Source organism: Pedobacter miscanthi, assembly GCF_032678605.1.
Taxonomy (GTDB): domain Bacteria; phylum Bacteroidota; class Bacteroidia; order Sphingobacteriales; family Sphingobacteriaceae; genus Pedobacter; species Pedobacter miscanthi_A.
Genome location: NZ_JAVTSU010000017.1, coordinates 51,830 through 73,970, shown reverse-complemented (window position 1 = coordinate 73,970; position 22,141 = coordinate 51,830). Strand labels below are relative to the sequence as shown.

Here is a 22,141-nt window from a genome sequence, read left to right as displayed (position 1 = left end):
ATAATTGGTATAAAATATAAACCTACGAAATCTAATTTTGTTGTGTGTTTTTAAGAGAGATAGTCATTTCGACTCTAGCGCAATCCCGAATGTTCGGGAGAGAAATCTATTTTTAATAACTATATATAGATTTCTCCACTGCGGTCGAAATGACGTGGTTTTAAAAAGAAAACCATTAATAAAACCGGAGACTGGTGTTATCTAAACCCGATAGCAGTGAAAATACTTTTTGGTACAGCGCTTCGACAGTTTCATGCTGACAATCGCAAAAAGATTGTAACGAATAGCGGGACTAACATTAAAATGAAACACAGGTTTTGCTTTTCAAAAAAAATCAAACAGGTTTTTTGTAATAATACCATGCCCAGCCGATAAACAATAACTGAAAAGGCAACCTTGCCCACGCGATAAATGGCGTTACCGATATTTTGCCTAATAGGAACGGCGCTTTCTGGATCATGTAAACGTGCGCAGGCAAAAATGCGATTAACATGAGTATAATTAGCACCGCCGCAACCTTTCTCGTCTTCCTAAACAACAATAAAATGCCCAGAACGATTTCTAATACTCCCGAAAAATAAATTAAAAAGCCAGGCGCAGGCAACCATTTCGGCATAATGCCGTAATATACTGCAGTGGATAAAAAGTGGTTACATCCAGCTAGAACATAGAAGATAGCATAAATCCAAAGAAAAATTGTGTAGATTGGTCTGTTTATCATGGTCAATAAGTATAGGTTAATCTTCGGTGTTGCTATTTAAAACCGTTCTAAATTAATGTAAATTACAGGTTAATGACAGTCACATGCGTTCACCGTGTTACTTTTGTATCCCGATAATAGTTAATAACGGAAGCACTTGGAATATTTAAAAGTAATAGCTTTTACGCATCACCACATCGACCTGAAATCTTTAGGGAAATTAGTTATTTGTGATCAAAGTTTAGATAGCAGGTTGAAGAATGTTCAGGCAGAGCTTCCCGTTAGCGAAATTTTCTATATTGGAACATGTAACCGTGTTGAATTTGTTTTCCTTACTAAAGAGAAAACCGATAAAGAATTTGTAACCAGATTCCTTACTGTTTTAGATATGGGATTACCTCCTGAGTTTATGGAGCGTTTTCTTGATAGTGTTTCTGTTTACGAGAATGAAGAGGCTTTTAACCATCTGTTAAGAACATCGTGCTCTTTAGAGAGTTTGGTGGTTGGCGAAAAGGAAATTCTTGCCCAAATCCGTAGGGCTTACGAAAATTGCCGCGATGCCGGGTTTACCGGAGATTATATGCGGATGATTATGGAACGGGTGGTTAAAACAGCAAAAGAAGTTTATACCCATACCAATATTTCAAAAAATCCGGTTTCTGTTGTTTCATTGGCTTACCGTAAACTGAAAGAATTAAATATGTGCGGCAACTCGCGTATCTTAATTATCGGTGCCGGCGAAACCAACCAAAATATTGCAAAATACCTTAATAAACATAAATACTCTAACTTTTCGATCTTTAACCGTACGCTTTCTAAAGCCGAAACTTTGGCCGAAGAGTTAAACGGAAAAGCTTACCCTTTAGCTGCACTTGAAGATTTTAATGAAGGTTTTGACGTGATCATTACCTGCACCGGTTCTACCGAAGCCATTATTAACGAAGAACTTTATGCCAAATTGCTTAATGGCGAAACCAGCAAAAAAGTAATTGTTGATTTAGCTATACCTAACGATGTTACACCTGCGGTTATCCACAATAACCTCGTACATTATATCGAAGTAGAATCGCTTAAAGAAGTGGCACGTAAAAACATCCAGGAACGTTATAACGAACTGGTACATGCCGAAGAAATCATCAGCAATAACATTACCGAGTTTTTCTCTGTTTTAAAACAACGCCGGATCGAACTGGCGATGCAGGAAGTACCAAGAAAGATTAAAGAAATCAAAAATACAGCCATTAATGGCGTATTTGCTGATGAAATTAGTCAGATGGATGAAGCCTCGCGTGAAGTTTTAGAGCGCGTAATGAATTACATGGAGAAAAAATACATTAGCGTACCAATGATAATGGCCAAAGAAATTTTGGTTAACCAACCTTAAATTTTTACCGCAAAGATCGGTAAGTTTAATTTTATTTTTCTGTCATCCTTGAACGAAATGAAGGACCTTTCTTCTATTAAGTAAACCCCGAAACCAATTCCATTGTCGTCATCCTGAACTTGTTTCAGTATCTTTCGTGCAATCAACTTACAATCCATATATTGTTCAACCACCATGTAACATGGTATTTGGATTTTATTTATTGGGGAGAGTTGTATTGCTTAGAGATTCTTCGCTGCGCTCAGAATGACAACCGATTGCCAAATGTCACAGAAATCCTTTAAATTCTCCCTTCTGTAACCTCACTGTCTCATTTTTAAACAATTCATGGTATAAACCACTAATTAAATTAAATTTGCAACTCATTTAACCTTTATAGTGAAGAAATTAACCATCGGAACACGCGGTAGCGACCTGGCATTATGGCAAGCAAATCATATAAAAGATGAATTGGCGGCCATCGGAATTGAAGCAGAAATAAAAATCATTAAAACACAGGGCGATAAAATCCTGAATTTAAGATTGGATAAACTGGAAGGTAAAGGCTTTTTTACCAAAGAACTGGAAGAAGAGCTTTTGGGTGGAACAATCGATTTGGCGGTACATTGCCTCAAAGATTTACCCACTACTCATCCTGAAGGATTGGTTATTGCCGCTTTGCCACCACGTGAAGAAGCAAGTGAATATCTTTTGATTTTAAAGGATTGCGTTGATGTTTCGCAGAAACTTTCGTTAAAAAAAGGTGCAATGGTAGGTACTTCATCTAACCGCCGTAAAGCGCAGTTGTTGGGGTTACGTCCTGACTTGGAAATCGTAGACCTTCGCGGAAATGTACCCACCCGTATTCAAAAACTCCGCGATGAAGATTATGATGCCATATTAATTGCCAAAGCTGGTGTGAAGCGCTTAAATCTTGATGTGAGCGATTTACATGTAGAAGAATTGGAAACTACAGCGTTTATACCTGCACCTGCACAGGGTGCCTTAGCGATCCAGATCAGGGAAAATGATGCCGAACTTTTTGAAGCACTTCAAAAACTGCACGACCCTGAAACTGCCGAAACCGTAAATGTTGAACGTAAAGTGTTAAACCTTTTCGAAGGTGGTTGCCACATGCCTTTAGGCTGTTATTGCAAAAAGGAAAACGGAAAATTCGAAATCTGGACTTCAAAAGCAGAAACCGCCGATCATTTTCCGGAACGTTTGTTTTTGCGTGCCGATACCACAGAAGGTTTAGCAGAAAAAATTGTAGCCAAGTTTAATGTAGAGAGAAAAAAACCGGCAAAAGTTTTCATCTCGCGCGAAATTGGCGAACACAGTTATTTCCGTAGGGCATTAGAAAATAATAATATAGAAATAGAAGGGCGTTCGTTAATCCGCACGTTCCCGATTGTAACGGTTTTAGACCAGTTTATTTTAAGGAATATTGATTGGATTTTCTTTAGCAGCCGCAACAGTGTTGAATATTTTTTTAATTTAAAACCTGTACTGCCAAAGAAAACAAAATTTGGTGTAGTAGGAAGGGGATCGGAAGACGCATTACGTAAATTTGGCCATATTGCCGATTTTGTTGGCGAGAGTGGCGATATTACCGAAGTGGCAGAAGATTTTGCAAAGTTGGTTGGTGGACAGCAAGTGCTGTTTCCAAGAGCGCAGGATTCTTTACAGTCGATCCAGAAATCGTTGCCAGCCGATGCTAAAATAATCGATCTGCCGATTTACGAAACCGTAATAGAAGATGATATTGATCAGAGTTATGCTGATGTGTTGATTTTTACCAGTCCATCAAATGTAGATGCTTATTTCGCCGATAATTTATTAGAACCCGGTCAGCAGGTAATTGCCATCGGAAACTCTACAGGCAAGAAATTTGACGAAATGGGTGTAAAATATGCTTTACCCTATTCACCTGATGAAATTGGATTAGCTGAGGCGGTGTTTGGGATAGAAGTAAGGTAGGCTTGAGGTGAAAGGTTTAGGGTGTAAGGTAAAAGGCAGAAAGTTGAAAGACTAAAGTGCAAAGCTTATTGCCCTCGTCGTAAAATCATCTCTAAGTCCAAAAAATCTGTGTAATCAACCCGAAGGAAAAATTAAAAAGATATTCAAGTCTTGATAATCGATACTATTATCTCGATACTTTAAGTCTTGATACTAAATACTTGATACTAAAAAAATGTTAAATCGTCCACGTAGATTAAGGAAAAACCCATTGGTGAGAGAGATGGTAGCCGAAACCCGGTTATCGAAAGATATGTTTGTGTACCCTTACTTTGTAGTGCCAGGCAATAACGTTACCCATGCCATTGATGCCATGCCAGGCGTAAACCACTATTCGGTTGATACTTTGGTAAAAGATGTTGAAGCCGGAATGAAAAAAGGGCTCAACAAAATCATGCTTTTTGGTGTGGGGGATGAAAAATCGGAAGATGCAAAATCTGCCTATCACGATCATTCTCTGGTTCCAACGGCTGTTCGCGAGTTAAAAAAACAATTTGGCGACGATTTATATGTAATTACCGATGTTTGCGTTTGTTCTTACACCACACATGGGCATTGCGGTATTTTAGAAAACGATTACGTTCAAAACGATAAAACAGTTGAAGTAATTGCTAAAATGGCTTTAACGCATGCCGAAGCTGGTGCCGATATGTTTGCCCCGTCTGACATGATGGATGGACGTATCGAAGCCATGCGTAACCTTTTAGATGAGAATGGTTTTGTAAATGCGGCCATCATGAGCCACGCTACTAAATTTGCTTCTGCCTATTACGGTCCTTTTAGAGAGGCTGCAGATTGTGCACCTAGTAGAGGTGACAGAAAAGCCTATCAGATGGATTTCAGAAACCCATTGGAAGCCTTACGCGAAGCCGCTTTGGATGAACAGGAAGGAGCTGATGTATTAATGGTAAAACCAGGGTTGGCCTATTTAGATATTATCCAACGGTTAAAACAAGATACCAACCTGCCGATTGCCGTTTACAACGTATCGGGCGAATACTCCATGGTAAAAGCTGCCGCAGAACGCGGGTGGATAGACGAACAAAAAGTAGTAATGGAAACCATGCATGCCTTCGCCCGTGCAGGTGCAAGTATTATTACCACTTACCATATTAAAGATATTTTAAATAACGACTGGCTTTAAGGTGGAAGGTTGAGGGTTTAAGGCTTAGGGTTTTCCTTGCTAATCTGATATTTCCATTTCATAAATAACAAATAGGTATTTAGTGTTTTATAAGTTTTGGCTTTTGCCTTAAACCTTAAACCTTTTACCTTATACCTTAACAAAAATGTTAGATTCATTAAAAAAAATGTTTTCAGGCAACGAAGCCGATATACCGGTAAATACAGGAAGTAAACCTGATATTTCGAGGGTAAAATCTGCCGAACTGTACGAGAAATCAAAAACGTATTTCCCGGGTGGGGTAAACTCTCCGGTAAGGGCTTTTAAATCGGTTTATGGTACACCACTTTTTATCGAAAAAGGTGATGGCTGTTACATCTGGGATGCCGATGGTAACCAGTTTATCGATTTCTGTGGCAGTTGGGGACCGTTAATTTTAGGACATAACAACCCTAAAATCCGCGAAAAAGTTGCCGAAGTAATGCAGAACGGAATGAGCTTTGGCGCACCAACAGCGTTGGAAAATGAACTGGCCGAGCTGATTATCAAAAATAACCGTTTTGTTGAGAAAATCCGTTTTACCAGTTCAGGTACCGAAGCGGTAATGTCGGCAATACGTTTAGCGAGAGGTTTTACCGGCCGCGATAAAATTTTAAAGTTCGAAGGCTGTTACCACGGTCACAGCGATTCGCTTTTGGTTAAAGCAGGTTCTGGGTTGGTTACTTTTGGCGAAACTTCTTCTGCCGGTGTGCCAAAATCTTTTGCCGAAGAAACCATCGTCGTGCCTTTAAATGATAAAACTGCTATTGAACAGGCTTTTGCCCAGTTTAAAGATCAGATTGCTGCGGTAATTATCGAAGGAATCCCTGCAAACAATGGATTAATCATGCAGGATGAAGAATATATTCATTTCTTGCGTAAAATATGTACTGATAATGGTTCACTATTAATTTTTGATGAAGTGATTACCGGTTTCAGGATTGGTTTTGAAGGTGCGGCTGCGCATTACGGCATTACACCTGATATTGTTACTTATGGTAAAATTATAGGTGGAGGTTTACCTGTTGGCATGTACGGCGCACGTGCTGAAATTATGGCGCATATTTCGCCTGACGGTGGGGTGTATCAGGCAGGAACCTTATCCGGAAATCCTGTGGCCATGGCCGCAGGTATTGCAACCTTAACAGAACTCAACAAATCAAGCTTTTACAAAGATTTAAATACTAAAGCACAAGAATTTGTTGCCAGTATCCAACGTTTTGCAACTGCACGTAATTATAAATTTAAGGTATTTACCATTGGTTCTATCTTCTGGTTTGCTTTTACCGATAAAGATAAAATTCAATCGGCTGATGATATTGATGCCAGCAGCATGGAAAAATTCAAAATAATGCACCGTGAGTTACTAAATAGAGGAATTTATTTAGGCCCATCGGGATATGAAGTTGGTTTCGTATCTTCAGCACATACTAAGATTGAATTGGAGAAAGCGAAACGTGCTATATTTGAGGCATTGGATTTAGTGTTTAAGAAATAAAGTTTACTCGCAATGACGAATATAAAATGATCTGTGTAATCAACCCGAAGGAAAAATCGACGAATGAAGAAATCAATTATCATATTTTACGCATTATTGCTTTACGCATTGATTCAGCTCATTTCCTGGGGTACACTGGTAGTGCGTTTGCAGCCAAGCCGCATGACAATGATTATGGGTGAGGGATCTGTGTTTTTATTTTTGCTCTGTATTGGCGGATATTTCCTTCATCAATCCTTAAAACGTGAAGACAAATTAAGAGAACAGCAACAGAATTTCCTGATGTCAATTACACATGAGTTAAAGTCTCCTTTGGCTGCTATAAAACTTTCTATCCAAACCATTGTTAAAAGAGATTTGGATAAAGCGCGTCAAACTTCGTTGCTTAATAATTCGTTAAAAGATATAGAGCGTTTGGATGACTTAGTTGAGAATATGCTTTTGGCGACCAAGATTGAAAACCGTTCTTACACCTTTCCGAAAGAGGAATTTAACTTTTCTGAACTGGTTTATAAAATTACCGATCGTTTGCAGGTTCACTCTTGTGGTAACGAACAATTGATTAGTGCCCAAATTCAGCCAAATTTGCAGATTATGGGTGACAGATTTGCCTTATCGTCAGTGGTAACCAATTTAATTGAAAATGCAGTAAAGTATTCTAGTCCTTGTGACGAAATAAATGTGCATTTAAATGATATAGACGGTCATATTCACTTAAGTGTGATCGATAAAGGTCCGGGTATTTCAGATGCCGAAAAAATGTTGATATTTGATAAGTTTTACCGCGTTGGTAACGAGAATGTCAGAAAAGCGAAAGGAACAGGTTTAGGCTTGTTTATTGTGAAAGAGGTTTTACAATACCATGATGCAGATATTACAGTAAAAGACAATCTGCCTCAAGGAAGTATTTTTGAAGTAACATTTAGTTAATCTCAATTATGTCACAAAAATTAAGAATTCTATTGGTAGAAGACGAGGATCACTTGTTAGATGCTATCAAATTAAACCTCGAACTTGAGGGTTATAAAGTTCACGCCGTTAAAGATGGCAAAACCGCTCTTAAAATTTTTAAAGAAGAACGCTTTAATCTAATCATTTTAGATGTAATGTTGCCTGAGATGGATGGTTTCCAGGTTTGCGAAACAATCCGTTTAGAGAATGCAGAAGTTCCGATTATGTTTTTAACAGCTAAAAACACTTCGGAAGACCGTGTTTTAGGTTTGAAAAAAGGAGCTGACGATTATCTGGTTAAACCATTTAACTTAGAAGAATTAATTCTTCGTGTTGGTATTCTGGTTAAACGCAGTTTAAAATCTGATGATTTAAAAGAATTAAATTCTTACAAAATCGGCGATAAAACAATCTATTTTAACTCTTTCGAATTGAAACATGATGATGGCACCATCACACCGTTAACCAAAAAGGAAACGATGTTGTTGAAATTATTAATTGAGCGTAAAAACGATGCCGTTTCAAGAGAGCAGATTTTAGAAACCGTTTGGAATTACGATGTTTATCCATCAACCAGAACGATCGATAACTTTATCTTAACGTTCCGTAAGTATTTCGAACCAGATCAAAAAAATCCGGTTTATTTTCATTCCATCCGTGGGGTAGGTTATAAATTTACCGACAGTCATTAATGTACAATAACAAGGGCAGGTATGCTTTAATGGCCGTTTTTGTGCTGGCTGCATTGGTTTGTGTTTTTTACAATCAATATCAGCTGGCTGCCGTTTCAGGTATTTTATTTGCCTTTGTAGTTTGGAGCCATTTCAAACATGGTTCGGTATTAATGGCATCTAAGCATTTCAAAAATAACGAATTTGGTAAAACTAAGGTTTTATTGGCCGAGGTAGCAAAGCCAGAGCGTTTAGCGAAGAGCAGAAGGGGTTATTACGAATTTATGCAGGGTAATATGGCCCTAAAAGAACAGGATTACGATAAAGCCGAATATCATTTTCAGTTGGCCAGTCGTTTTCCAGTAGGAGGTAAGAATGAAAAATCCTATGTACTGATCCATTTGGCTAATCTTGCTTTGCGGAAGAAAGATAGAGAAAGGGCAGAAGCTTATACCAAATTGGCCAAAGATTTAGCCGAAACACAACGATCGAAAGATATTATCGTTAAAATTGAAAAAGAAATAAGTAAAATATAATAGAAATATTGTCATTTTGAATAACGAAGCACCAGTTTAGGAATAAAAAGGTACTTCGTTTTTTTTTTATTTATACCTTTGCAAAATTAAAATTTTAGCCCACTCGTTATGCTGAACTTGATTCAGCATCTTTTTTGCTATTAAGACCCTGAACTAAATTCAGGGTGACGTGACTAAGGAACACCAAATACAAAACATGAAGAATAATTTATTTTTAGACGCTGCATTTTCAAAACAAACCGAACGCCCACCAGTATGGATGATGCGTCAGGCAGGTCGTTTTATGCCACAATATTGGGAAATTAAAAACAAATACTCTTTTTTAGAGATGTGTAAAACTCCTGAAATTGCGGCTGATGTAACGATGTTGCCCGTTGATTTGTTGGATATTGATGCCGCTATTTTATTCTGTGATATTCTGGTAACCGGAGAGGCTATGGGCGGAGATTTGAGTTTTACTCAAGGTATTGGCCCTAAGTTTGCCAACCCGGTGCGTAATGCGCAAGACATCGAAAACTTAAATGTTGATTGTTTAGATGAGTTACAATATGTAGCTGATGCCATTAAAGTGATTCAACAACGTTTAAATGGAAGCATTCCTTTAATCGGTTTTGCTGGTGCACCTTTTACCGTAATGAGTTATTTAATTGAAGGCGGTTCATCTAAAGATTTTAAATTAACCAAACTCTTTATACACAACCAGCCAGCGTTGGCACACAAACTTTTGGCTAAAATTGCAAAAGTAACGGCCGATTATTTAAACCTTCAGATTGCTGCAGGTGTTAACGCTGTTCAAATTTTCGACAGTTGGGCACTTGCCCTATCATGGAACGATTACCAGGAGTTTTCTCACCGTTATATCCAGGAAATTATTGCCAACCTAAATAGAAAAGATATCCCTGTGATTTCTTTCTGTAAAGGAAGTTCGGTTTTTGCTCCGATTATGGCAGAAGCTAAACCAGATGTAATTTCAGTGGATTGGAATGCCGATTTATTGAACATTAAAAATGCTTTGCCAAAAGGTATTGCCGTACAGGGAAATTTAGATCCACATATTTTATATGCCGATAAAGCAGTAATTAAAGCACAGATCCATAAATTGTTCGAACGCATGCGTGGTACCGAAGGTTTTATCTTCAACTTAGGTCATGGTATTATGCCTGATATTCCTTTCGATAATGTGAAGTATGCTATTGATGTGGTTAAGGAGTTTAGGTATTAACTGAATCATTTGATTTTTGTATATTAGCTTTATAACTCAAATAGCATGACTGTTAAATCGTTAAATGATGAGGATAAGCTGCCAATTAAACAATTAATTAAAGCAGTTAATAAGAAGATGGAAGATGTTCTAAGGGTTGTTGATGCTTTAAATTTAGGTAGAACTGAAGTGAAAGCAGATGGCGTTTATAGAACATTTAATAATGGTGATGTTGTTAAGATAGCAGAAGGTAATTTTAAAAGAAGAAGAGTTTCTGTAAAAAGAATTAAGCTTTTTTAATGCCCAAACAGCCCAAATTAAGGATTTTTGCAGGACCAAATGGTTCTGGTAAAACTACTTTGTTTGATTCTATAAAATCAAGCTATTTCTCGACCCGGATTTTTGTTAATGCAGATTTATTGGAAGAAGAATTTACGAAGAAGAATTTTTTAAACTTATCTAATTTTGAAATCGACGCTACTAATAAAGTTTTTGAATCGTTTTGCTTTAAAAATGGACTTTTCATAAAAGCTGGATTTAACAAAAAGACTTGGAACTTGGCTGTAAGAGAAAATGTTATTGTTAAAGCCATATCTAGCTCAACAATTTATAATTCTTATCATTTTGCCATTATCGCTGACTTTATTCGATACTCATTAATTGAAACTAAAAAGTCATTTAGCTTCGAAACGGTATTTTCACACCCCTCAAAATTAGATCTTATTGATTTTGCTCATCTTAATAATTATAAGGTATATCTTTATTTTATTGGTACAGAGACACCAAAGATGAATGTAGAACGTGTAAAGGATCGGGTTTTGAAAGGCGGCCATTTAGTTGATGCAGAAAAGATTGAGAAGCGCTATTTTTTGACAATGGATTTATTAATTGATATGCTTAAAAAGGTAGATCAAACTTATCTTTGGGACAATTCTGAAACACAGAATTATGTTGGCGAAATTTGTGATGGGATATTAGATCTACAACTTACCGATATCCCAAATTGGATTGACACCTATATCTTGAATAAAATTAAATAATGATAGAAACCCTATTGCCATACTACCACTATTTCCTTGCAGTACACATCGTATTTGTAATCAGCTGGATGGCAGGACTGTTTTATATCCTTAGTCTTTTTATTTACCACACCGAGGCTAACGATAAACCCGAACCTGAAAAAAGTATCCTCCAGAAACAGTTTGTTAAGATGGAAGCTACTTTATGGAAAATTATTGCTACCCCGGCAATGATTATTTCTGTTTTGGCCGGAGCATCCATGTTAACTTTGAACCAGGGTTTGTTACAAATGAATTGGATGTGGGTTAAGCTGGGTTTTGTTGTTGGCTTATTGATTTATCATTTCATTTGCCAAAACATCGTTAAACAGCTTAAAAACAATCAGTATAAGCTAACGAGCTTTCAGTTGAGGTTATGGCGCGAGTTGGCGACGATTTTTATGATCGCCATTGTGTTTGTGGTGATTCTTAAAAATGCAATTAACTGGATTTACGGTTTAATTGGTATAATGGGTGTAGCGATGGCCATTATGATTGCAGTTAAACTGTACAAGAATTACCGTTTGAGAAAATAAGTTAAAAGCTGAAAGACCAAAGATTAAAGTAATGGGCCTTGGTGGTCAACCCATATTAACTTTGTTTCCTTTTCGTCAACTTGTATGGGCTTCCTGATACTTGATACCCGATACTTGATAATTTAATAAAAAACTATTCTAAATTTGGGCGATAAAATCCAAGCACATGTTTACAAACACAGGTCTGAAAAAGTCCTTACTCTTAATAGCTTTTCTTTTCAGTTCTTATTTTGCTTCGGCACAGTTTAACCAGTCGGCTTTTGAAAACAGGATCCGCCCCGATAGCAGCTTAACCAACGAAGTTCACTTCAATTTTTACAATTTAAATTACGTCCGCAATTATGAATATACCAACGATTTTCACGATGGTTATACTTTGTACGGAACGCAGCTGCAACCACAGATCGTTTATTATGCACATCCAAATTTGGCCATCACGGCAGGGGCTTTTATCAGAAAGGATTTTGGAAGAAACGGAATTTCAGACGCGAAACCTTTGTTTAGTGTAAAATATCATAAAAGAAACCTTACCCTAATTTTTGGAAGTTTAGAAGGCAATATCCAACACAAATATATTGAGCCACTGTACGATTTTGAAAGAACCATAACTACACCGATTGAATACGGAACGCAGTTATTGGTAGAACGTAAGAAATTTACTTTAGATGCGTGGATTGCCTGGCAAAAAATGATTTACAAAGGCGACCCTGCTAAAGAAGAAATCATCGGTGGTTTATCGACCGAAAGTTTTTTAATTAAAAATGATGATTGGAAATTGAGTATCCCTGCACAGTTTTTGGCCTTCCACCAGGGTGGACAGATTGACGTGCTTAAAGAAATTCCGATTACGACCATGTTTAATGGCGCAACTGGTATAAAGTTACATAAAGATATCAATACCAATATTAAACAAGTATATACCGACAACTATATTGCCGTTTATAAAGATTTTTCTCCTGATAAAAGAAGGGCTTATCAGGGTGGTTTTGGCTTATGGCTAAATGCCGGGGTAGAAAGTAAATGGGGAAGTTTAGTGGCTTCTTACTGGAAAGGAAATAACTTTATTTCGATTAAAGGCATGCCATTGTACGAATCGGTTTCGGATAATTTGTATAGCCCGGGCTTGAAGCAAAGTGCGAGAAATATTGTTTCGTTGCGTTATGCTTACCAAAAAGAACTAATCCCACATTTATACCTTGATGTGCGTTTTGAGCCGCATATAGATCTTGATAACACTGATAAGCAACTTCAGTTTAATCATTCGTTCTTTTTAACCTATAAACAAGATTTTAAATTGTTTAAGGTGAAGAAAGGTGAGCGGTAAAAGGTGTAAGGTTTAGGGTGATTAAACTCATACCATTTCAAACCCCGTAGGTTTTAAAATCTACGGCGTTTATTATTTTTAAGCATTGCCTCTGTTTATAAACCCGATAGCAGTGATTCCGATTCTTCATCGGAAGTAACGAATAGCGGGATTGCTGCCCTCCATGAAATGCTGAACATCCATTTTCAAATAAAATCTATATCTTTCTTAAAAAAAAATATTTTAACTATATCTTGTTGATAGTCAGCTTGTATAATTCTGATTTTAACTTTATTTCATTCGTTCTTTTTAACCTATAAACAAGATTTTAAATTGTTTAAGGTGAAGAAAGGTGAGCGATAAAACGTGTAAGGTTTAGGGTGATTAAACTCGTACCATTTCAAACCCCGTAGGTTTTAAAATCTACGGGGTTTATTATTTTTAAGCATTGCCTCTGTTTATAAACCCGATAGCAGTGATTCCGATTCTTCATCGGAAGTAACGAATAGCGGGATTGCTGCCCTCCATGAAATGCTGAACATCCATTTTCAAATAAAAATCTATATCTTTCTTGAAAAATATTTTAACTATATCTTATTGATAATCAGTTGGTATAATTTTGATTTTAACTTTATTTAACTTTTTTTCTTTCCCCATGCAACCATTGTTTGTAATTGCTCATCTTCTATATACAAACACACAATGAAATTGACGCGAAGCTATACGATAAACGATTTGATGGAAGGCTGCCAAGCCGGCGACCGGAAGATGCAGGAGCTGCTTTACAAGCAAACTGCACCGAAGATGCTGGCCGTTTGCATGCGCTACGCCAAAGATAGGATGGAGGCGGAAGATGTGCTGCAGATGGGGTACATTAAAATCTTTCAAAAAATAAAGGAGTATAGGGGCGATGGGTCTTTTGAAGGCTGGATCAGGAGGGTGATGGTGAATACCGCGATTGAAAGTTACCGTAAAAATTTACGCAGCTTAAATGTGGTAGAAATAGATGAAGCTTACGAGCAACCCTCAACCGGATTTGATTTTGGAACTTTGGGGATGCAGGATTTAATGAAAGTGATCCAAAAGTTAGCAGATGGTTACCGCATGGTTTTTAACATGTACGCAATAGAAGGTTACTCGCACAAAGAAATTGGAGAAGCACTTGGCATCTCAGAGGGCGCAAGTAAATCGCAGTTATCGAGAGCAAGAACAATATTAAAAGAAGAAATTATAAAAATGGAGGGATTTGGTTATGCAACCTATACGGGATAAGGATTTTGATCAGTTATTTAAGGATGCTTTTGCTGATGCAGAGGTAACACCTTCCAAAGATTTGTGGAGCAATATTGAAAGTGAGATAGCTCCAAAGAAAAAAAGGATTATACCCATTTATTGGTTATCTGCCGCAGCTATATTATTGATTGCTACAGTTGGTATTTTGGTTTATCAACAGCAAAACGCCACCAGCGAGGGCAAACAATTGGCAAATAATACGATTGAAAAAGCTCAACCAGTAACACAGCAACCAATTGTTATCGATACTGTTGCTAAAGTAGTTGAGCCAGTTAAGGCTGTTACTCCGGTTTTACCCGTTCAAACTAGTCCAGCAATTGTTGTTGCAAAAACAAAGGTGAAACAAAGCATTAAGCCTGTTGTAGAAAAACAAACCATCATTACTGCACCTGAAATGCAAAAACAGGAAACAGTTGTGGCCAAGGTAGAAGAACCTAAAAAAGATATCAAAACAAAAATAGAAGAAGCGATTTTGCAGCCCAACGAAGAAATTGTTACCGCCAGTAATTTAACCGCCATTAAAACTGATGGCCCTATTAATGATAATGAGCAAAGCAATAAAAGTATCCGCAACATGGGAGACGTGATTAACCTCATTGTTAACAAAGTAGATAAAAGGAAGGATAAACTGATCCAATTCCGTACAGATGATGATGATTCTTCTCTATCGTCGATCAATATTGGCCCTTTTAAAATCGGTAAACGGAAGAAATAAAAATTTTCAGTTAACATGATCCAAACATTTAAACTTTACAACATTTATAACAATAAAACACGCATATGAAACGTCTAATATTTACAACACTTTTGGTAAGCGGACTTGCCGGTGTTATGGCTCCAGGGGCTTTTGCCCAACAAGATAGTACTAAAAAGAAAATAGATTATAGTGAAGGGCATGGCATTATGCTAAGAACTAAAACTACCGATTCAGCCAAAAAAGGCCGTTTTGTAGGCGGAATTACCTTCACAAGAATTGATTGGGGTTTCTCGAGGCTAATTGATAACGGAAGTTTTAACTTATCGCCAAATAACGACTTTTTAGATTACAAAGGTGGTAAAACCAGTACATTCTCTTTTGATATTTTACAGTTTGGCTATCGTTTTAACGCTAACTTTAAAGTGTATGTGGCAGGTGGTTTCGATTGGACATTGATCCGTTTGAGAAAAGATATCACCATTGCTAAAAACTCAAATGAATTTGTTTATACCGACCAATCGCCGATACATTTTTCTAAAAACCGTTTCTCGAGCAGTTATGTACATATTCCACTTAATTTTGAGTTCCGTACCAAAGAGAACAAAAACAGCAAAAGATTTTATCTGGTGTTAGGTCCGGAGGTAAGCTTTTTGTTAAACGGAAAAATTAAACAGATCAGTGATGAACGTGGTAAAGAAAAACAATATGATAGCTACCACTTTCAATCGGTTCGTTACGGAGGTACTGTTCGGTTTGGTTACGGAGGTATAGGCTTGTTTACCAAATATTACTTTAACGATATGTTTACCACCTCTCAGCAGGCAGGCTTAAAGAATATGAGCTTCGGGGTTACTTTCGGGTTAAACTAACCCCTAAATCCCCTAAAGGGGGCCAATTAATCGCTTTTAAGACAAAGAGGCAACACACAAATAAACAGATCCTGTTTCGGTTAGGCGAGACAGGATTTTTGTTTTATAATGTTTTTAGAAACATTGTAGGTGTTAACACGCTTAACTTGCTTTTTTTGTAGTCTTTGATATTTCGCGTGACTATCGCATTAATTGATCCATGGTTTTCAGCCGAAAAATTTTGGAGTGCATCTTCGAAATCTGTGAACTCAGAATCAATAGCTTTAATAATAGCATTTTTGTCTATTATTATCACGTCCAAGAAAACTAACAGCTGTTTAAAATCAGTCATAATCATTTTGTGTTGAAAATGTTTTCTTAGAAGGTAATAAGTATTTGATATTATTAAACCTGTTACAAATCCTTTTACCTGTCTTTTTTCACAAGCGCTTAAAATTTTAATAGATTCATCAAGAAATGGTTTTCTTTGAAGAAAAAAGTCGAGAAGGACGTCAGAATCAATAACAATATTACTCATTGTCCCAATATTTTTTATATTTCTCGTCTCTGATTTTTGATAATTCTTCTTTATAATCATAGTCTTTTGGCAAGTCTACTTTTGGACGATTCATCATCAGTGATTTAACTATAGGAGAAAGCTCATCATCTTTGCTCACAACTTCTTCCTTTTTGGTTACAGCTTTTAAATAATTCTCTACTACTGCAGATAAGCTCCTGCCTTGCTGTTCTGCATAAGCTTTTGCCTGTTTAATAACAGACTTATCTATCGTTAAAGTTAACTTAGTGTTCATGGTCTTATAATTACCGATATCAAAATATATTAATATAAAGATACGTAGATGTTTTTGTACGTGCAAAAATAAAATATAACACACGTGTAATTTTATTTTACCTTAAACCTTCCACCTTAAAACCCTCCACCTTTTTCTTATCTTTACCAAGTGAGCAATACCCTAATCAGCGTTAAAAATTTAACCAAGCAATATCAGGCAGAACAGGCCGGTGGCATTAAAAATGTAAGTTTCGAAATCAAAAGAGGCGATGTGGTAGCCATTATCGGCGAGAGTGGCAGTGGAAAATCGACTTTACTGAAATCAATTTATGGATTGTTAAAAACAGATGAAGGCGAAATCTTTTTCGAAGATCAAAGGGTTAAAGGTCCGGATGAGCAGTTAATCCCTGGCCACAAACAGATGAAAATGGTTACGCAGGATTTTTCGTTAAATATTTACGCAAAAGTTTACGATAATATTGCCTCACAATTATCGAATACCGATCTCAAAACCAAAGCCGAAAAAACCCTTCAGATGATGGAGCACCTTCGGATTTTACCGCTCCAAAATAAAAAGATCATCGAACTGAGCGGGGGAGAGCAGCAGCGTGTGGCCATAGCAAAAGCCATGGTGGCCGATACGCAGGTTTTACTCCTGGATGAACCCTTTAGTCAGGTTGATGCCTTACTTAAAAACCAGCTACGTGCAGATATTAAACGGGTGGCTTCGGAAACCGGTGTGACTGTGATTTTAGTTTCGCACGATCCTGCTGATGGTTTATTCCTGGCAGACCAGTTACTCATTCTGAAAAATGGCGAATTGTTGCAGACTGGAAAACCAGCTGATATTTATCAAAATCCCAAACACATTTATACCGCTCAGATTTTAGGCAATGCCGTGGTTTTATCGAGAGCAGATGCGGAAAAAATTGGGTTGAAAACGCAAAAAGATTCGATAGTATTTTATCCTGAATGGGCTGAAATAAACAGTAACTGGACCAGCAGACGTTTTGAAGTGAAAGATGTTTACTACAAAGGTTTTTACGATGAACTGCTTTTAGAACGAAATGGTGTAAACATCCGTGCCTTGCAGTTGAACAGGGGAGAGCATAAAAAAAGCGACTACGTTCAATTGAACATTAGTCGCTTTTTAGCGTTTTAAATATTTTTTCTTTACGTTACATTTTCTGCAGCAACTAATACAACTTTTACACGAATTGTATTGGTTGGGGGTGGTCCGTAGGAGTAAATACGGATTGAACCCGGATATATATCGTATCCATAGCTTTGGTTATAATTAGGTATTTGAAAATAGCCGCTCGAATTAACTCCATCGGTTGAAATATAAACCAAAACTCCTTCATCTTGAACATTGATATTATCAATTTCATTTGCATTTAAGTCGACATAATAAATGTTTGTAGATCCTGATAAGATTCTCCAGGTATTAGCCGGTTTATCGAATATAATCGTTCGATTTGGAGTAGTTTGATTAATAACTGGATCTTTTTTGCAAGAAGCCAGACCTAGTGTGGCAATGCAAAGCATTAGGATGGTAAGTTTTTTCATGTTGATTAGTGTTTATTTGTGTGTGTGATCTACCTATTACAAATCTTTTGCCAAAAAATTATTATTAGACAATTATGGATTAATTATTGTGCAACAGATTAAATACACAACATGTTGAAACCTTATTTTTTATAATATGAAGCTCTTTTTCCGTCTCTTACCCTGGCTAATTTTAATTGTTGCAGGCTACTTATTCGTCTCTAAAAAGTTTAGCATTAACACCTCTGTTGAAAGCAAACACCAGCTTCTGGTAGAGAAAATCGAGACCATTGGCAAATTGGAGCTGGTGAGGTACCAGATCAGCGATGTTTTGGAACACAAAAATAAAACAGATTTTTTACCCGAAGCCAGTGTTTTATTGATTGTAAAAGCCGAAGCGGTAGGTTGTATTGATCTTACCAAAATTACCCGCGAAGATATTAGCATTGATGCGGACACTGCTGTAGTAAATTTACCACAGCCAGAAATCTGTTATGTAAAAATCGACCATAAAAACTCACGCGTTTACGATACAAAAATGGCTTTCTTTCGCGAGGCTGGTTTGGTAGATGAAGCTTATAAAGCTGCTGAAAGACAGGTAACTGCCGAAGTGAATAAATCGAGTATTTTAGCACAAACTAAAACCAACGCCACAACGGTGCTTAAACCGATTGTTGAAGGCTTAGGGTATAAGAATGTGAGGTTTACTTTTGAGTAGGGGATATACCCAACTTTCCGACTTCGGACCTCCGTCTTATTTCAAAAAATCTGCTCGATGTGGATTAAAAATATCGATTAATAAACCGGCTTCCAAACATACTACGCCATGAAAAACGTTTGATGGGGCAAAGAAAACATCGCCTTCATTTAGTGTTTTCTTATCATCGCCCATGCTTACTTCAAAACTGCCTTTGGCCACATAGCTCATTTGAAGGTGAGGATGGTTATGGATTGAACCAATGGCATCTTTTTCAAATGATACTTTTACTAGCATGAGGTTATCATCGTAAGCCATAATTTTGCGTTTCACGCCTGCACCTAAATCTTCCCAATCAATATCGCTGTCAGAAATTAATGTTTTGTTGCTTAAGTCTTTGAAATTCATTTTTATGATAAAATTATATACTCTATCGGCATTTCGACTGGATCTAACCGATTTTTTATCGGTAGCGGAATGGAGAAATCTTTCTTTTAGCATTTAATTAAACAACTTAACGGATTTCTCGACTTCGCTGCGCTCCGCTCGAAATGACGGACATATCTCTGCGGTTACACTATTAAACCAAATATTCAAACAAAGTCTGGTCTTGGTTCAGCTCAATAATTTCAAATTTAAAATCTTTCATGCGTTGTAATAAACTTGCATAATCATTTTTATTAGAAAGCTCGATACCAACCAATGCAGGACCATTTTCTTTATTCGTTTTTTTAATAAACTCGAAACGGGTAATATCATCCTGCGGACCTAAAACCTCATTTACAAATAATTTTAGCGCACCTGGTCTTTGCGGGAAACGTACGATGAAATAATGTTTCAGGCCTTCGAAAAGTAAAGATTTCTCTTTAATCTCTTGCATGCGCTCTATATCGTTATTTCCACCGCTTACTATACAAACTACTGTTTTTCCTGTAATCTGGTCTTTAAGCTGATCTAATGCAGCCACAGAGAGTGCTCCTGCAGGTTCAACTACAATTGCATCTTCATTATACAATTTTAAAATGGTGGTACAGATTTTTCCTTCCGGGATTAAATGCATTTGATCCAGCAACTCTTTGCAATATTCGTAGGTAATATGGCCGATGCGTTTTACAGCAGCACCATCCACAAAACGGTCTATTTCTTCCAGGGTAAAAGGACCGCCAAATTCCATTGCCGTAACCATTGATGGTGCACCCAGCGGTTCAACCCCAACCAATTTTACCTCTGGTTTAACCGTTTTCATGTAAGCACTTACACCCGATGCTAAACCGCCTCCACCAACCGGCATTACAATCATATCCAAATCTGGCAGATCTTCGTAAATTTCTACACCAACCGTTGCCTGGCCTTCAATTACTTTTTCATCATCAAAAGGAGGAATAAAAGTGGCTGATTTTTCTGCGCTGTAAGCCAAAGCTTCTTTCAAACAATCGTCGAAAGTATCGCCAACTAATATCACTTCCACGCTATCGCCGCCAAACATATAAGTTTGTTTAACCTTTTGTTTGGGGGTAATCTCCGGCATAAAAATAACGCCTTTAATGCCGAGTTTTTTACACGAATACGCTACACCTTGTGCATGGTTACCAGCACTTGCACAAACCACACCGTTAATTAATGCATTTTGAGGTAACGAACTGATTTTATTGTATGCACCACGCAATTTATAAGAGCGTACAATTTGAAGGTCTTCTCTTTTTAAATAAATATTGGCATTGTAATGAGCAGAAAGTCCGGCGTTAAACTCCAAAGGCGTACGTTTTACCACGCCCTTTAGTCGTTGCGATGCAGATTGAAAATCTAGCGTATTTGGTGTTGTAGTATTCATTGTTGTAGTATCAAGTAGAGAGAATCTAGTATCAAGACTGATATTCTCTTATATTTTTTTGTAAAGCAGGGTTTGGTGTTCCATCGGTTGCAGCCGCCCTGCTTTACATTTTATTCCGCTGCGCTTCATGCCCATTTCAATCAGGTTTAGAGAGCAATGTTTGTGTTTCAAACTTAAATCCTCCTCCTGCCACCTCCAAAGGACATCCCTCAAAGCTTTTAAAGCAATTCGGCACTTGCTTTTAGCTATAGTCTTTAACTTTTCAGCTTTACGCTAAATGCATCGCAACCAATTGATTTAAATCGTGATCGTTAATGCCCTGTTTGCCATCGGCTAAAACCAAAAATTGTTTGTAAACAATATCTAAATGATCTTTTTCCAATTTATGGCCTAAACGATCTAAATGGTGTTTTAAAGCATGGCGGCCACTTCTTGCGGTTAATACAATGGTCGCATCAGGGAAACCAACATCTTCCGGTTTAATAATTTCGTAGTTTTCGCGGTTTTTCAAGAAACCATCCTGGTGGATACCTGAACTGTGTGAAAATGCATTTCCACCAACAATTGCTTTATTTGGTTGCACGGGCATATTCATCTGGTTTCGTACCATGTGGCTCATTTCATAGAAACGGGTTGTATCAATCTGGGTATTTAAGCCTAAAATTTTGTGTGTTTTCAAAATCATGACGACTTCTTCCATAGAGGTATTACCTGCACGTTCTCCGATGCCGTTAATGGTACATTCTACCTGACGGGCGCCATTTTGTAAGCCTGCTATCGAATTCGCTGTAGCGAGGCCTAAATCATTATGGCAGTGCACAGAAATAATGGCCTGATCGATATTTTTTACGTTTTCTTTCAAAAAAAGAATTTTCGAACCATATTGGTCTGGTAAGCAATAACCATTTGTATCCGGAATGTTTACCACAGTTGCACCGGCAGCAATTACCGCTTCTACCATTTTGGCTAAAAATTCGATATCCGCACGGCCTGCATCTTCTGCGTAGAATTCTACATCTTCTACATATTTTTTAGCATATTTTACTGCATCTACTGCGCGCGCTAAAATATCTTCGCGGGTACTGTTAAATTTATGTTTAATGTGGAAATCAGATGAACCAATCCCGGTGTGGATACGTGGTCTTTTCGCATAACGTAAAGCATCTGCAGCAACATCGATATCGTTTTTATTTGCACGGGTTAAAGCACAGATAATTGGGTTGGTAACCGCTTTTGATAATTCGATTACACTGTTAAAATCTCCTGGACTAGATACCGGGAAACCAGCTTCAATCACATCAACACCTAAAAGTTCGAGCGATTTAGCGATTTCTACTTTTTGGTTTGTATCTAACTGGCAGCCTGGAACCTGCTCGCCATCACGTAAGGTCGTGTCGAAAATATAAACTTTGTTTGGGTCGTGAATCATAATCTTA

At 37.3% G+C, this 22,141-nt stretch carries 25 protein-coding genes; 17 read left to right on the top strand and 8 right to left on the bottom strand.

What is annotated here, in order from left to right:
* Positions 1–334: 334 nt before the first annotated feature.
* Positions 335–721 (bottom strand): DoxX family membrane protein, encoded by a 387-nt coding sequence (locus R2R28_RS22485; RefSeq protein ID WP_316827897.1) that lies wholly within the window; start codon positions 719–721, stop codon positions 335–337.
* 136 nt (positions 722–857) lie between these two features.
* Here R2R28_RS22485 and hemA point away from each other — a divergent pair, with 136 nt between their 5' ends.
* From hemA to hemB, 3 genes are all read left to right on the top strand, one after another.
* A complete protein-coding gene (hemA, locus tag R2R28_RS22480) occupies positions 858–2,084 on the top strand; it encodes a glutamyl-tRNA reductase (protein ID WP_316827896.1) in 1,227 nt (408 codons plus the stop codon).
* A gap of 378 nt (positions 2,085–2,462) precedes the next feature.
* Positions 2,463–4,043, top strand: a complete 1,581-nt coding sequence (gene hemC / locus R2R28_RS22475) for a hydroxymethylbilane synthase (protein WP_316827895.1) — start codon at positions 2,463–2,465, stop codon at positions 4,041–4,043.
* Positions 4,044–4,257: 214 nt separating this feature from the next.
* The gene (gene hemB / locus R2R28_RS22470; protein WP_316827894.1) at positions 4,258–5,226 is read left to right on the top strand and encodes a porphobilinogen synthase; all 969 of its coding nucleotides are present in this window, start codon (positions 4,258–4,260) and stop codon (positions 5,224–5,226) included.
* A gap of 17 nt (positions 5,227–5,243) precedes the next feature.
* Here hemB and R2R28_RS22465 read toward each other — a convergent pair whose 3' ends face one another.
* The gene (locus R2R28_RS22465; protein ID WP_316827893.1) at positions 5,244–5,384 is read right to left on the bottom strand and encodes a hypothetical protein; all 141 of its coding nucleotides are present in this window, start codon (positions 5,382–5,384) and stop codon (positions 5,244–5,246) included.
* On the opposite strand from R2R28_RS22465, the gene hemL reads away from it, so the two are divergent.
* The 12 genes from hemL (at position 5,372) to R2R28_RS22405 (ending at position 15,857) form a co-directional block, all read left to right on the top strand.
* Positions 5,372–6,742 (top strand): glutamate-1-semialdehyde 2,1-aminomutase, encoded by a 1,371-nt coding sequence (gene hemL / locus R2R28_RS22460; RefSeq protein ID WP_316827892.1) that lies wholly within the window; start codon positions 5,372–5,374, stop codon positions 6,740–6,742. The two genes, R2R28_RS22465 and hemL, sit on opposite strands and share 13 nt — an antisense overlap.
* Positions 6,743–6,805: 63 nt before the next feature.
* Complete coding sequence (locus R2R28_RS22455; protein WP_316827891.1) at positions 6,806–7,672, top strand: sensor histidine kinase; 867 nt, start codon at positions 6,806–6,808, stop codon at positions 7,670–7,672.
* 8 nt (positions 7,673–7,680) lie between these two features.
* Positions 7,681–8,385, top strand: a complete 705-nt coding sequence (locus R2R28_RS22450) for a response regulator transcription factor (RefSeq protein ID WP_025146905.1) — start codon at positions 7,681–7,683, stop codon at positions 8,383–8,385.
* Complete coding sequence (locus R2R28_RS22445) at positions 8,385–8,900, top strand: hypothetical protein (RefSeq protein WP_316827890.1); 516 nt, start codon at positions 8,385–8,387, stop codon at positions 8,898–8,900. Before R2R28_RS22450 ends, R2R28_RS22445 begins: the two co-directional genes overlap by 1 nt.
* Positions 8,901–9,096: 196 nt before the next feature.
* A complete protein-coding gene (gene hemE, locus R2R28_RS22440) occupies positions 9,097–10,122 on the top strand; it encodes a uroporphyrinogen decarboxylase (protein WP_316827889.1) in 1,026 nt (341 codons plus the stop codon).
* A gap of 45 nt (positions 10,123–10,167) precedes the next feature.
* Positions 10,168–10,401, top strand: a complete 234-nt coding sequence (locus R2R28_RS22435; RefSeq protein WP_316827888.1) for a hypothetical protein — start codon at positions 10,168–10,170, stop codon at positions 10,399–10,401.
* Positions 10,401–11,141, top strand: a complete 741-nt coding sequence (locus tag R2R28_RS22430) for a hypothetical protein (RefSeq protein WP_316827887.1) — start codon at positions 10,401–10,403, stop codon at positions 11,139–11,141. Before R2R28_RS22435 ends, R2R28_RS22430 begins: the two co-directional genes overlap by 1 nt.
* The gene (locus tag R2R28_RS22425; RefSeq protein ID WP_316827886.1) at positions 11,141–11,695 is read left to right on the top strand and encodes a CopD family protein; all 555 of its coding nucleotides are present in this window, start codon (positions 11,141–11,143) and stop codon (positions 11,693–11,695) included. Before R2R28_RS22430 ends, R2R28_RS22425 begins: the two co-directional genes overlap by 1 nt.
* 166 nt (positions 11,696–11,861) lie before the next feature.
* On the top strand, positions 11,862–13,019 hold the full coding sequence (locus R2R28_RS22420) for a hypothetical protein (protein ID WP_316827885.1): 1,158 nt from the start codon (positions 11,862–11,864) through the stop codon (positions 13,017–13,019).
* Positions 13,020–13,736: 717 nt separating this feature from the next.
* Positions 13,737–14,270 (top strand): RNA polymerase sigma factor, encoded by a 534-nt coding sequence (locus R2R28_RS22415; RefSeq protein WP_316827884.1) that lies wholly within the window; start codon positions 13,737–13,739, stop codon positions 14,268–14,270.
* Positions 14,251–15,006, top strand: coding sequence for a hypothetical protein (locus R2R28_RS22410; protein ID WP_316827883.1), 756 nt, complete (start codon positions 14,251–14,253; stop codon positions 15,004–15,006). The genes R2R28_RS22415 and R2R28_RS22410 overlap by 20 nt, the downstream gene beginning before the upstream one ends.
* A gap of 65 nt (positions 15,007–15,071) precedes the next feature.
* The gene (locus R2R28_RS22405) at positions 15,072–15,857 is read left to right on the top strand and encodes an outer membrane beta-barrel protein (protein WP_316827882.1); all 786 of its coding nucleotides are present in this window, start codon (positions 15,072–15,074) and stop codon (positions 15,855–15,857) included.
* A 103-nt stretch (positions 15,858–15,960) separates the two neighbouring features.
* Here R2R28_RS22405 and R2R28_RS22400 read toward each other — a convergent pair whose 3' ends face one another.
* The gene (locus R2R28_RS22400; RefSeq protein ID WP_316827881.1) at positions 15,961–16,374 is read right to left on the bottom strand and encodes a PIN domain-containing protein; all 414 of its coding nucleotides are present in this window, start codon (positions 16,372–16,374) and stop codon (positions 15,961–15,963) included.
* Entirely contained in the window at positions 16,367–16,648 is a 282-nt protein-coding gene (locus tag R2R28_RS22395; protein ID WP_316827880.1) for a DUF6364 family protein, read from the bottom strand. The genes R2R28_RS22400 and R2R28_RS22395 overlap by 8 nt, the downstream gene beginning before the upstream one ends.
* A 150-nt stretch (positions 16,649–16,798) precedes the next feature.
* On the opposite strand from R2R28_RS22395, the gene R2R28_RS22390 reads away from it, so the two are divergent.
* Positions 16,799–17,791 carry an ABC transporter ATP-binding protein gene (locus R2R28_RS22390; protein WP_316827879.1) on the top strand — a complete coding sequence of 331 codons (993 nt, stop codon included), beginning with the start codon at positions 16,799–16,801 and terminating at the stop codon, positions 17,789–17,791.
* Between the two features lie 11 nt (positions 17,792–17,802).
* Here R2R28_RS22390 and R2R28_RS22385 read toward each other — a convergent pair whose 3' ends face one another.
* A complete protein-coding gene (locus R2R28_RS22385) occupies positions 17,803–18,198 on the bottom strand; it encodes a hypothetical protein (RefSeq protein ID WP_316827878.1) in 396 nt (131 codons plus the stop codon).
* A gap of 136 nt (positions 18,199–18,334) precedes the next feature.
* On the opposite strand from R2R28_RS22385, the gene R2R28_RS22380 reads away from it, so the two are divergent.
* Positions 18,335–18,895 (top strand): DUF4230 domain-containing protein, encoded by a 561-nt coding sequence (locus R2R28_RS22380; RefSeq protein ID WP_316827877.1) that lies wholly within the window; start codon positions 18,335–18,337, stop codon positions 18,893–18,895.
* Positions 18,896–18,931: 36 nt separating this feature from the next.
* Here R2R28_RS22380 and R2R28_RS22375 read toward each other — a convergent pair whose 3' ends face one another.
* The 3 genes from R2R28_RS22375 to R2R28_RS22365 form a co-directional block, all read right to left on the bottom strand.
* Complete coding sequence (locus R2R28_RS22375) at positions 18,932–19,282, bottom strand: cupin domain-containing protein (RefSeq protein WP_316827876.1); 351 nt, start codon at positions 19,280–19,282, stop codon at positions 18,932–18,934.
* Positions 19,283–19,454: 172 nt separating this feature from the next.
* Positions 19,455–20,705, bottom strand: a complete 1,251-nt coding sequence (ilvA, locus tag R2R28_RS22370) for a threonine ammonia-lyase IlvA (RefSeq protein ID WP_316827875.1) — start codon at positions 20,703–20,705, stop codon at positions 19,455–19,457.
* Positions 20,706–20,973: 268 nt separating this feature from the next.
* Positions 20,974–22,134 carry a 2-isopropylmalate synthase gene (locus R2R28_RS22365; RefSeq protein WP_316827874.1) on the bottom strand — a complete coding sequence of 387 codons (1,161 nt, stop codon included), beginning with the start codon at positions 22,132–22,134 and terminating at the stop codon, positions 20,974–20,976.
* Positions 22,135–22,141: the final 7 nt, after the last annotated feature.

Excerpts from the sequence above, each read along its gene's own strand:
- R2R28_RS22375 (WP_316827876.1), bottom strand. The coding sequence starts at position 19,282 with ATGAATTTCAAAGACTTAAGCAACAAAACATTAATTTCTGACAGCGAT.
- R2R28_RS22395 (WP_316827880.1), bottom strand. The coding sequence starts at position 16,648 with ATGAACACTAAGTTAACTTTAACGATAGATAAGTCTGTTATTAAACAG.
- R2R28_RS22405 (WP_316827882.1), top strand. The coding sequence starts at position 15,072 with ATGAAACGTCTAATATTTACAACACTTTTGGTAAGCGGACTTGCCGGT.
- R2R28_RS22435 (WP_316827888.1), top strand. The coding sequence starts at position 10,168 with ATGACTGTTAAATCGTTAAATGATGAGGATAAGCTGCCAATTAAACAA.
- R2R28_RS22415 (WP_316827884.1), top strand. The coding sequence starts at position 13,737 with ATGGAAGGCTGCCAAGCCGGCGACCGGAAGATGCAGGAGCTGCTTTAC.
- R2R28_RS22445 (WP_316827890.1), top strand. The coding sequence starts at position 8,385 with ATGTACAATAACAAGGGCAGGTATGCTTTAATGGCCGTTTTTGTGCTG.
- R2R28_RS22365 (WP_316827874.1), bottom strand. The coding sequence starts at position 22,134 with ATGATTCACGACCCAAACAAAGTTTATATTTTCGACACGACCTTACGT.
- R2R28_RS22425 (WP_316827886.1), top strand. The coding sequence starts at position 11,141 with ATGATAGAAACCCTATTGCCATACTACCACTATTTCCTTGCAGTACAC.
- R2R28_RS22385 (WP_316827878.1), bottom strand. The coding sequence starts at position 18,198 with ATGAAAAAACTTACCATCCTAATGCTTTGCATTGCCACACTAGGTCTG.
- hemE (WP_316827889.1), top strand. The coding sequence starts at position 9,097 with ATGAAGAATAATTTATTTTTAGACGCTGCATTTTCAAAACAAACCGAA.
- R2R28_RS22420 (WP_316827885.1), top strand. The coding sequence starts at position 11,862 with ATGTTTACAAACACAGGTCTGAAAAAGTCCTTACTCTTAATAGCTTTT.
- hemB (WP_316827894.1), top strand. The coding sequence starts at position 4,258 with ATGTTAAATCGTCCACGTAGATTAAGGAAAAACCCATTGGTGAGAGAG.
- R2R28_RS22400 (WP_316827881.1), bottom strand. The coding sequence starts at position 16,374 with ATGAGTAATATTGTTATTGATTCTGACGTCCTTCTCGACTTTTTTCTT.
- R2R28_RS22410 (WP_316827883.1), top strand. The coding sequence starts at position 14,251 with ATGCAACCTATACGGGATAAGGATTTTGATCAGTTATTTAAGGATGCT.
- ilvA (WP_316827875.1), bottom strand. The coding sequence starts at position 20,705 with ATGAATACTACAACACCAAATACGCTAGATTTTCAATCTGCATCGCAA.
- R2R28_RS22485 (WP_316827897.1), bottom strand. The coding sequence starts at position 721 with ATGATAAACAGACCAATCTACACAATTTTTCTTTGGATTTATGCTATC.
- hemL (WP_316827892.1), top strand. The coding sequence starts at position 5,372 with ATGTTAGATTCATTAAAAAAAATGTTTTCAGGCAACGAAGCCGATATA.
- R2R28_RS22455 (WP_316827891.1), top strand. The coding sequence starts at position 6,806 with ATGAAGAAATCAATTATCATATTTTACGCATTATTGCTTTACGCATTG.
- R2R28_RS22430 (WP_316827887.1), top strand. The coding sequence starts at position 10,401 with ATGCCCAAACAGCCCAAATTAAGGATTTTTGCAGGACCAAATGGTTCT.
- R2R28_RS22380 (WP_316827877.1), top strand. The coding sequence starts at position 18,335 with ATGAAGCTCTTTTTCCGTCTCTTACCCTGGCTAATTTTAATTGTTGCA.
- R2R28_RS22450 (WP_025146905.1), top strand. The coding sequence starts at position 7,681 with ATGTCACAAAAATTAAGAATTCTATTGGTAGAAGACGAGGATCACTTG.
- R2R28_RS22465 (WP_316827893.1), bottom strand. The coding sequence starts at position 5,384 with ATGAATCTAACATTTTTGTTAAGGTATAAGGTAAAAGGTTTAAGGTTT.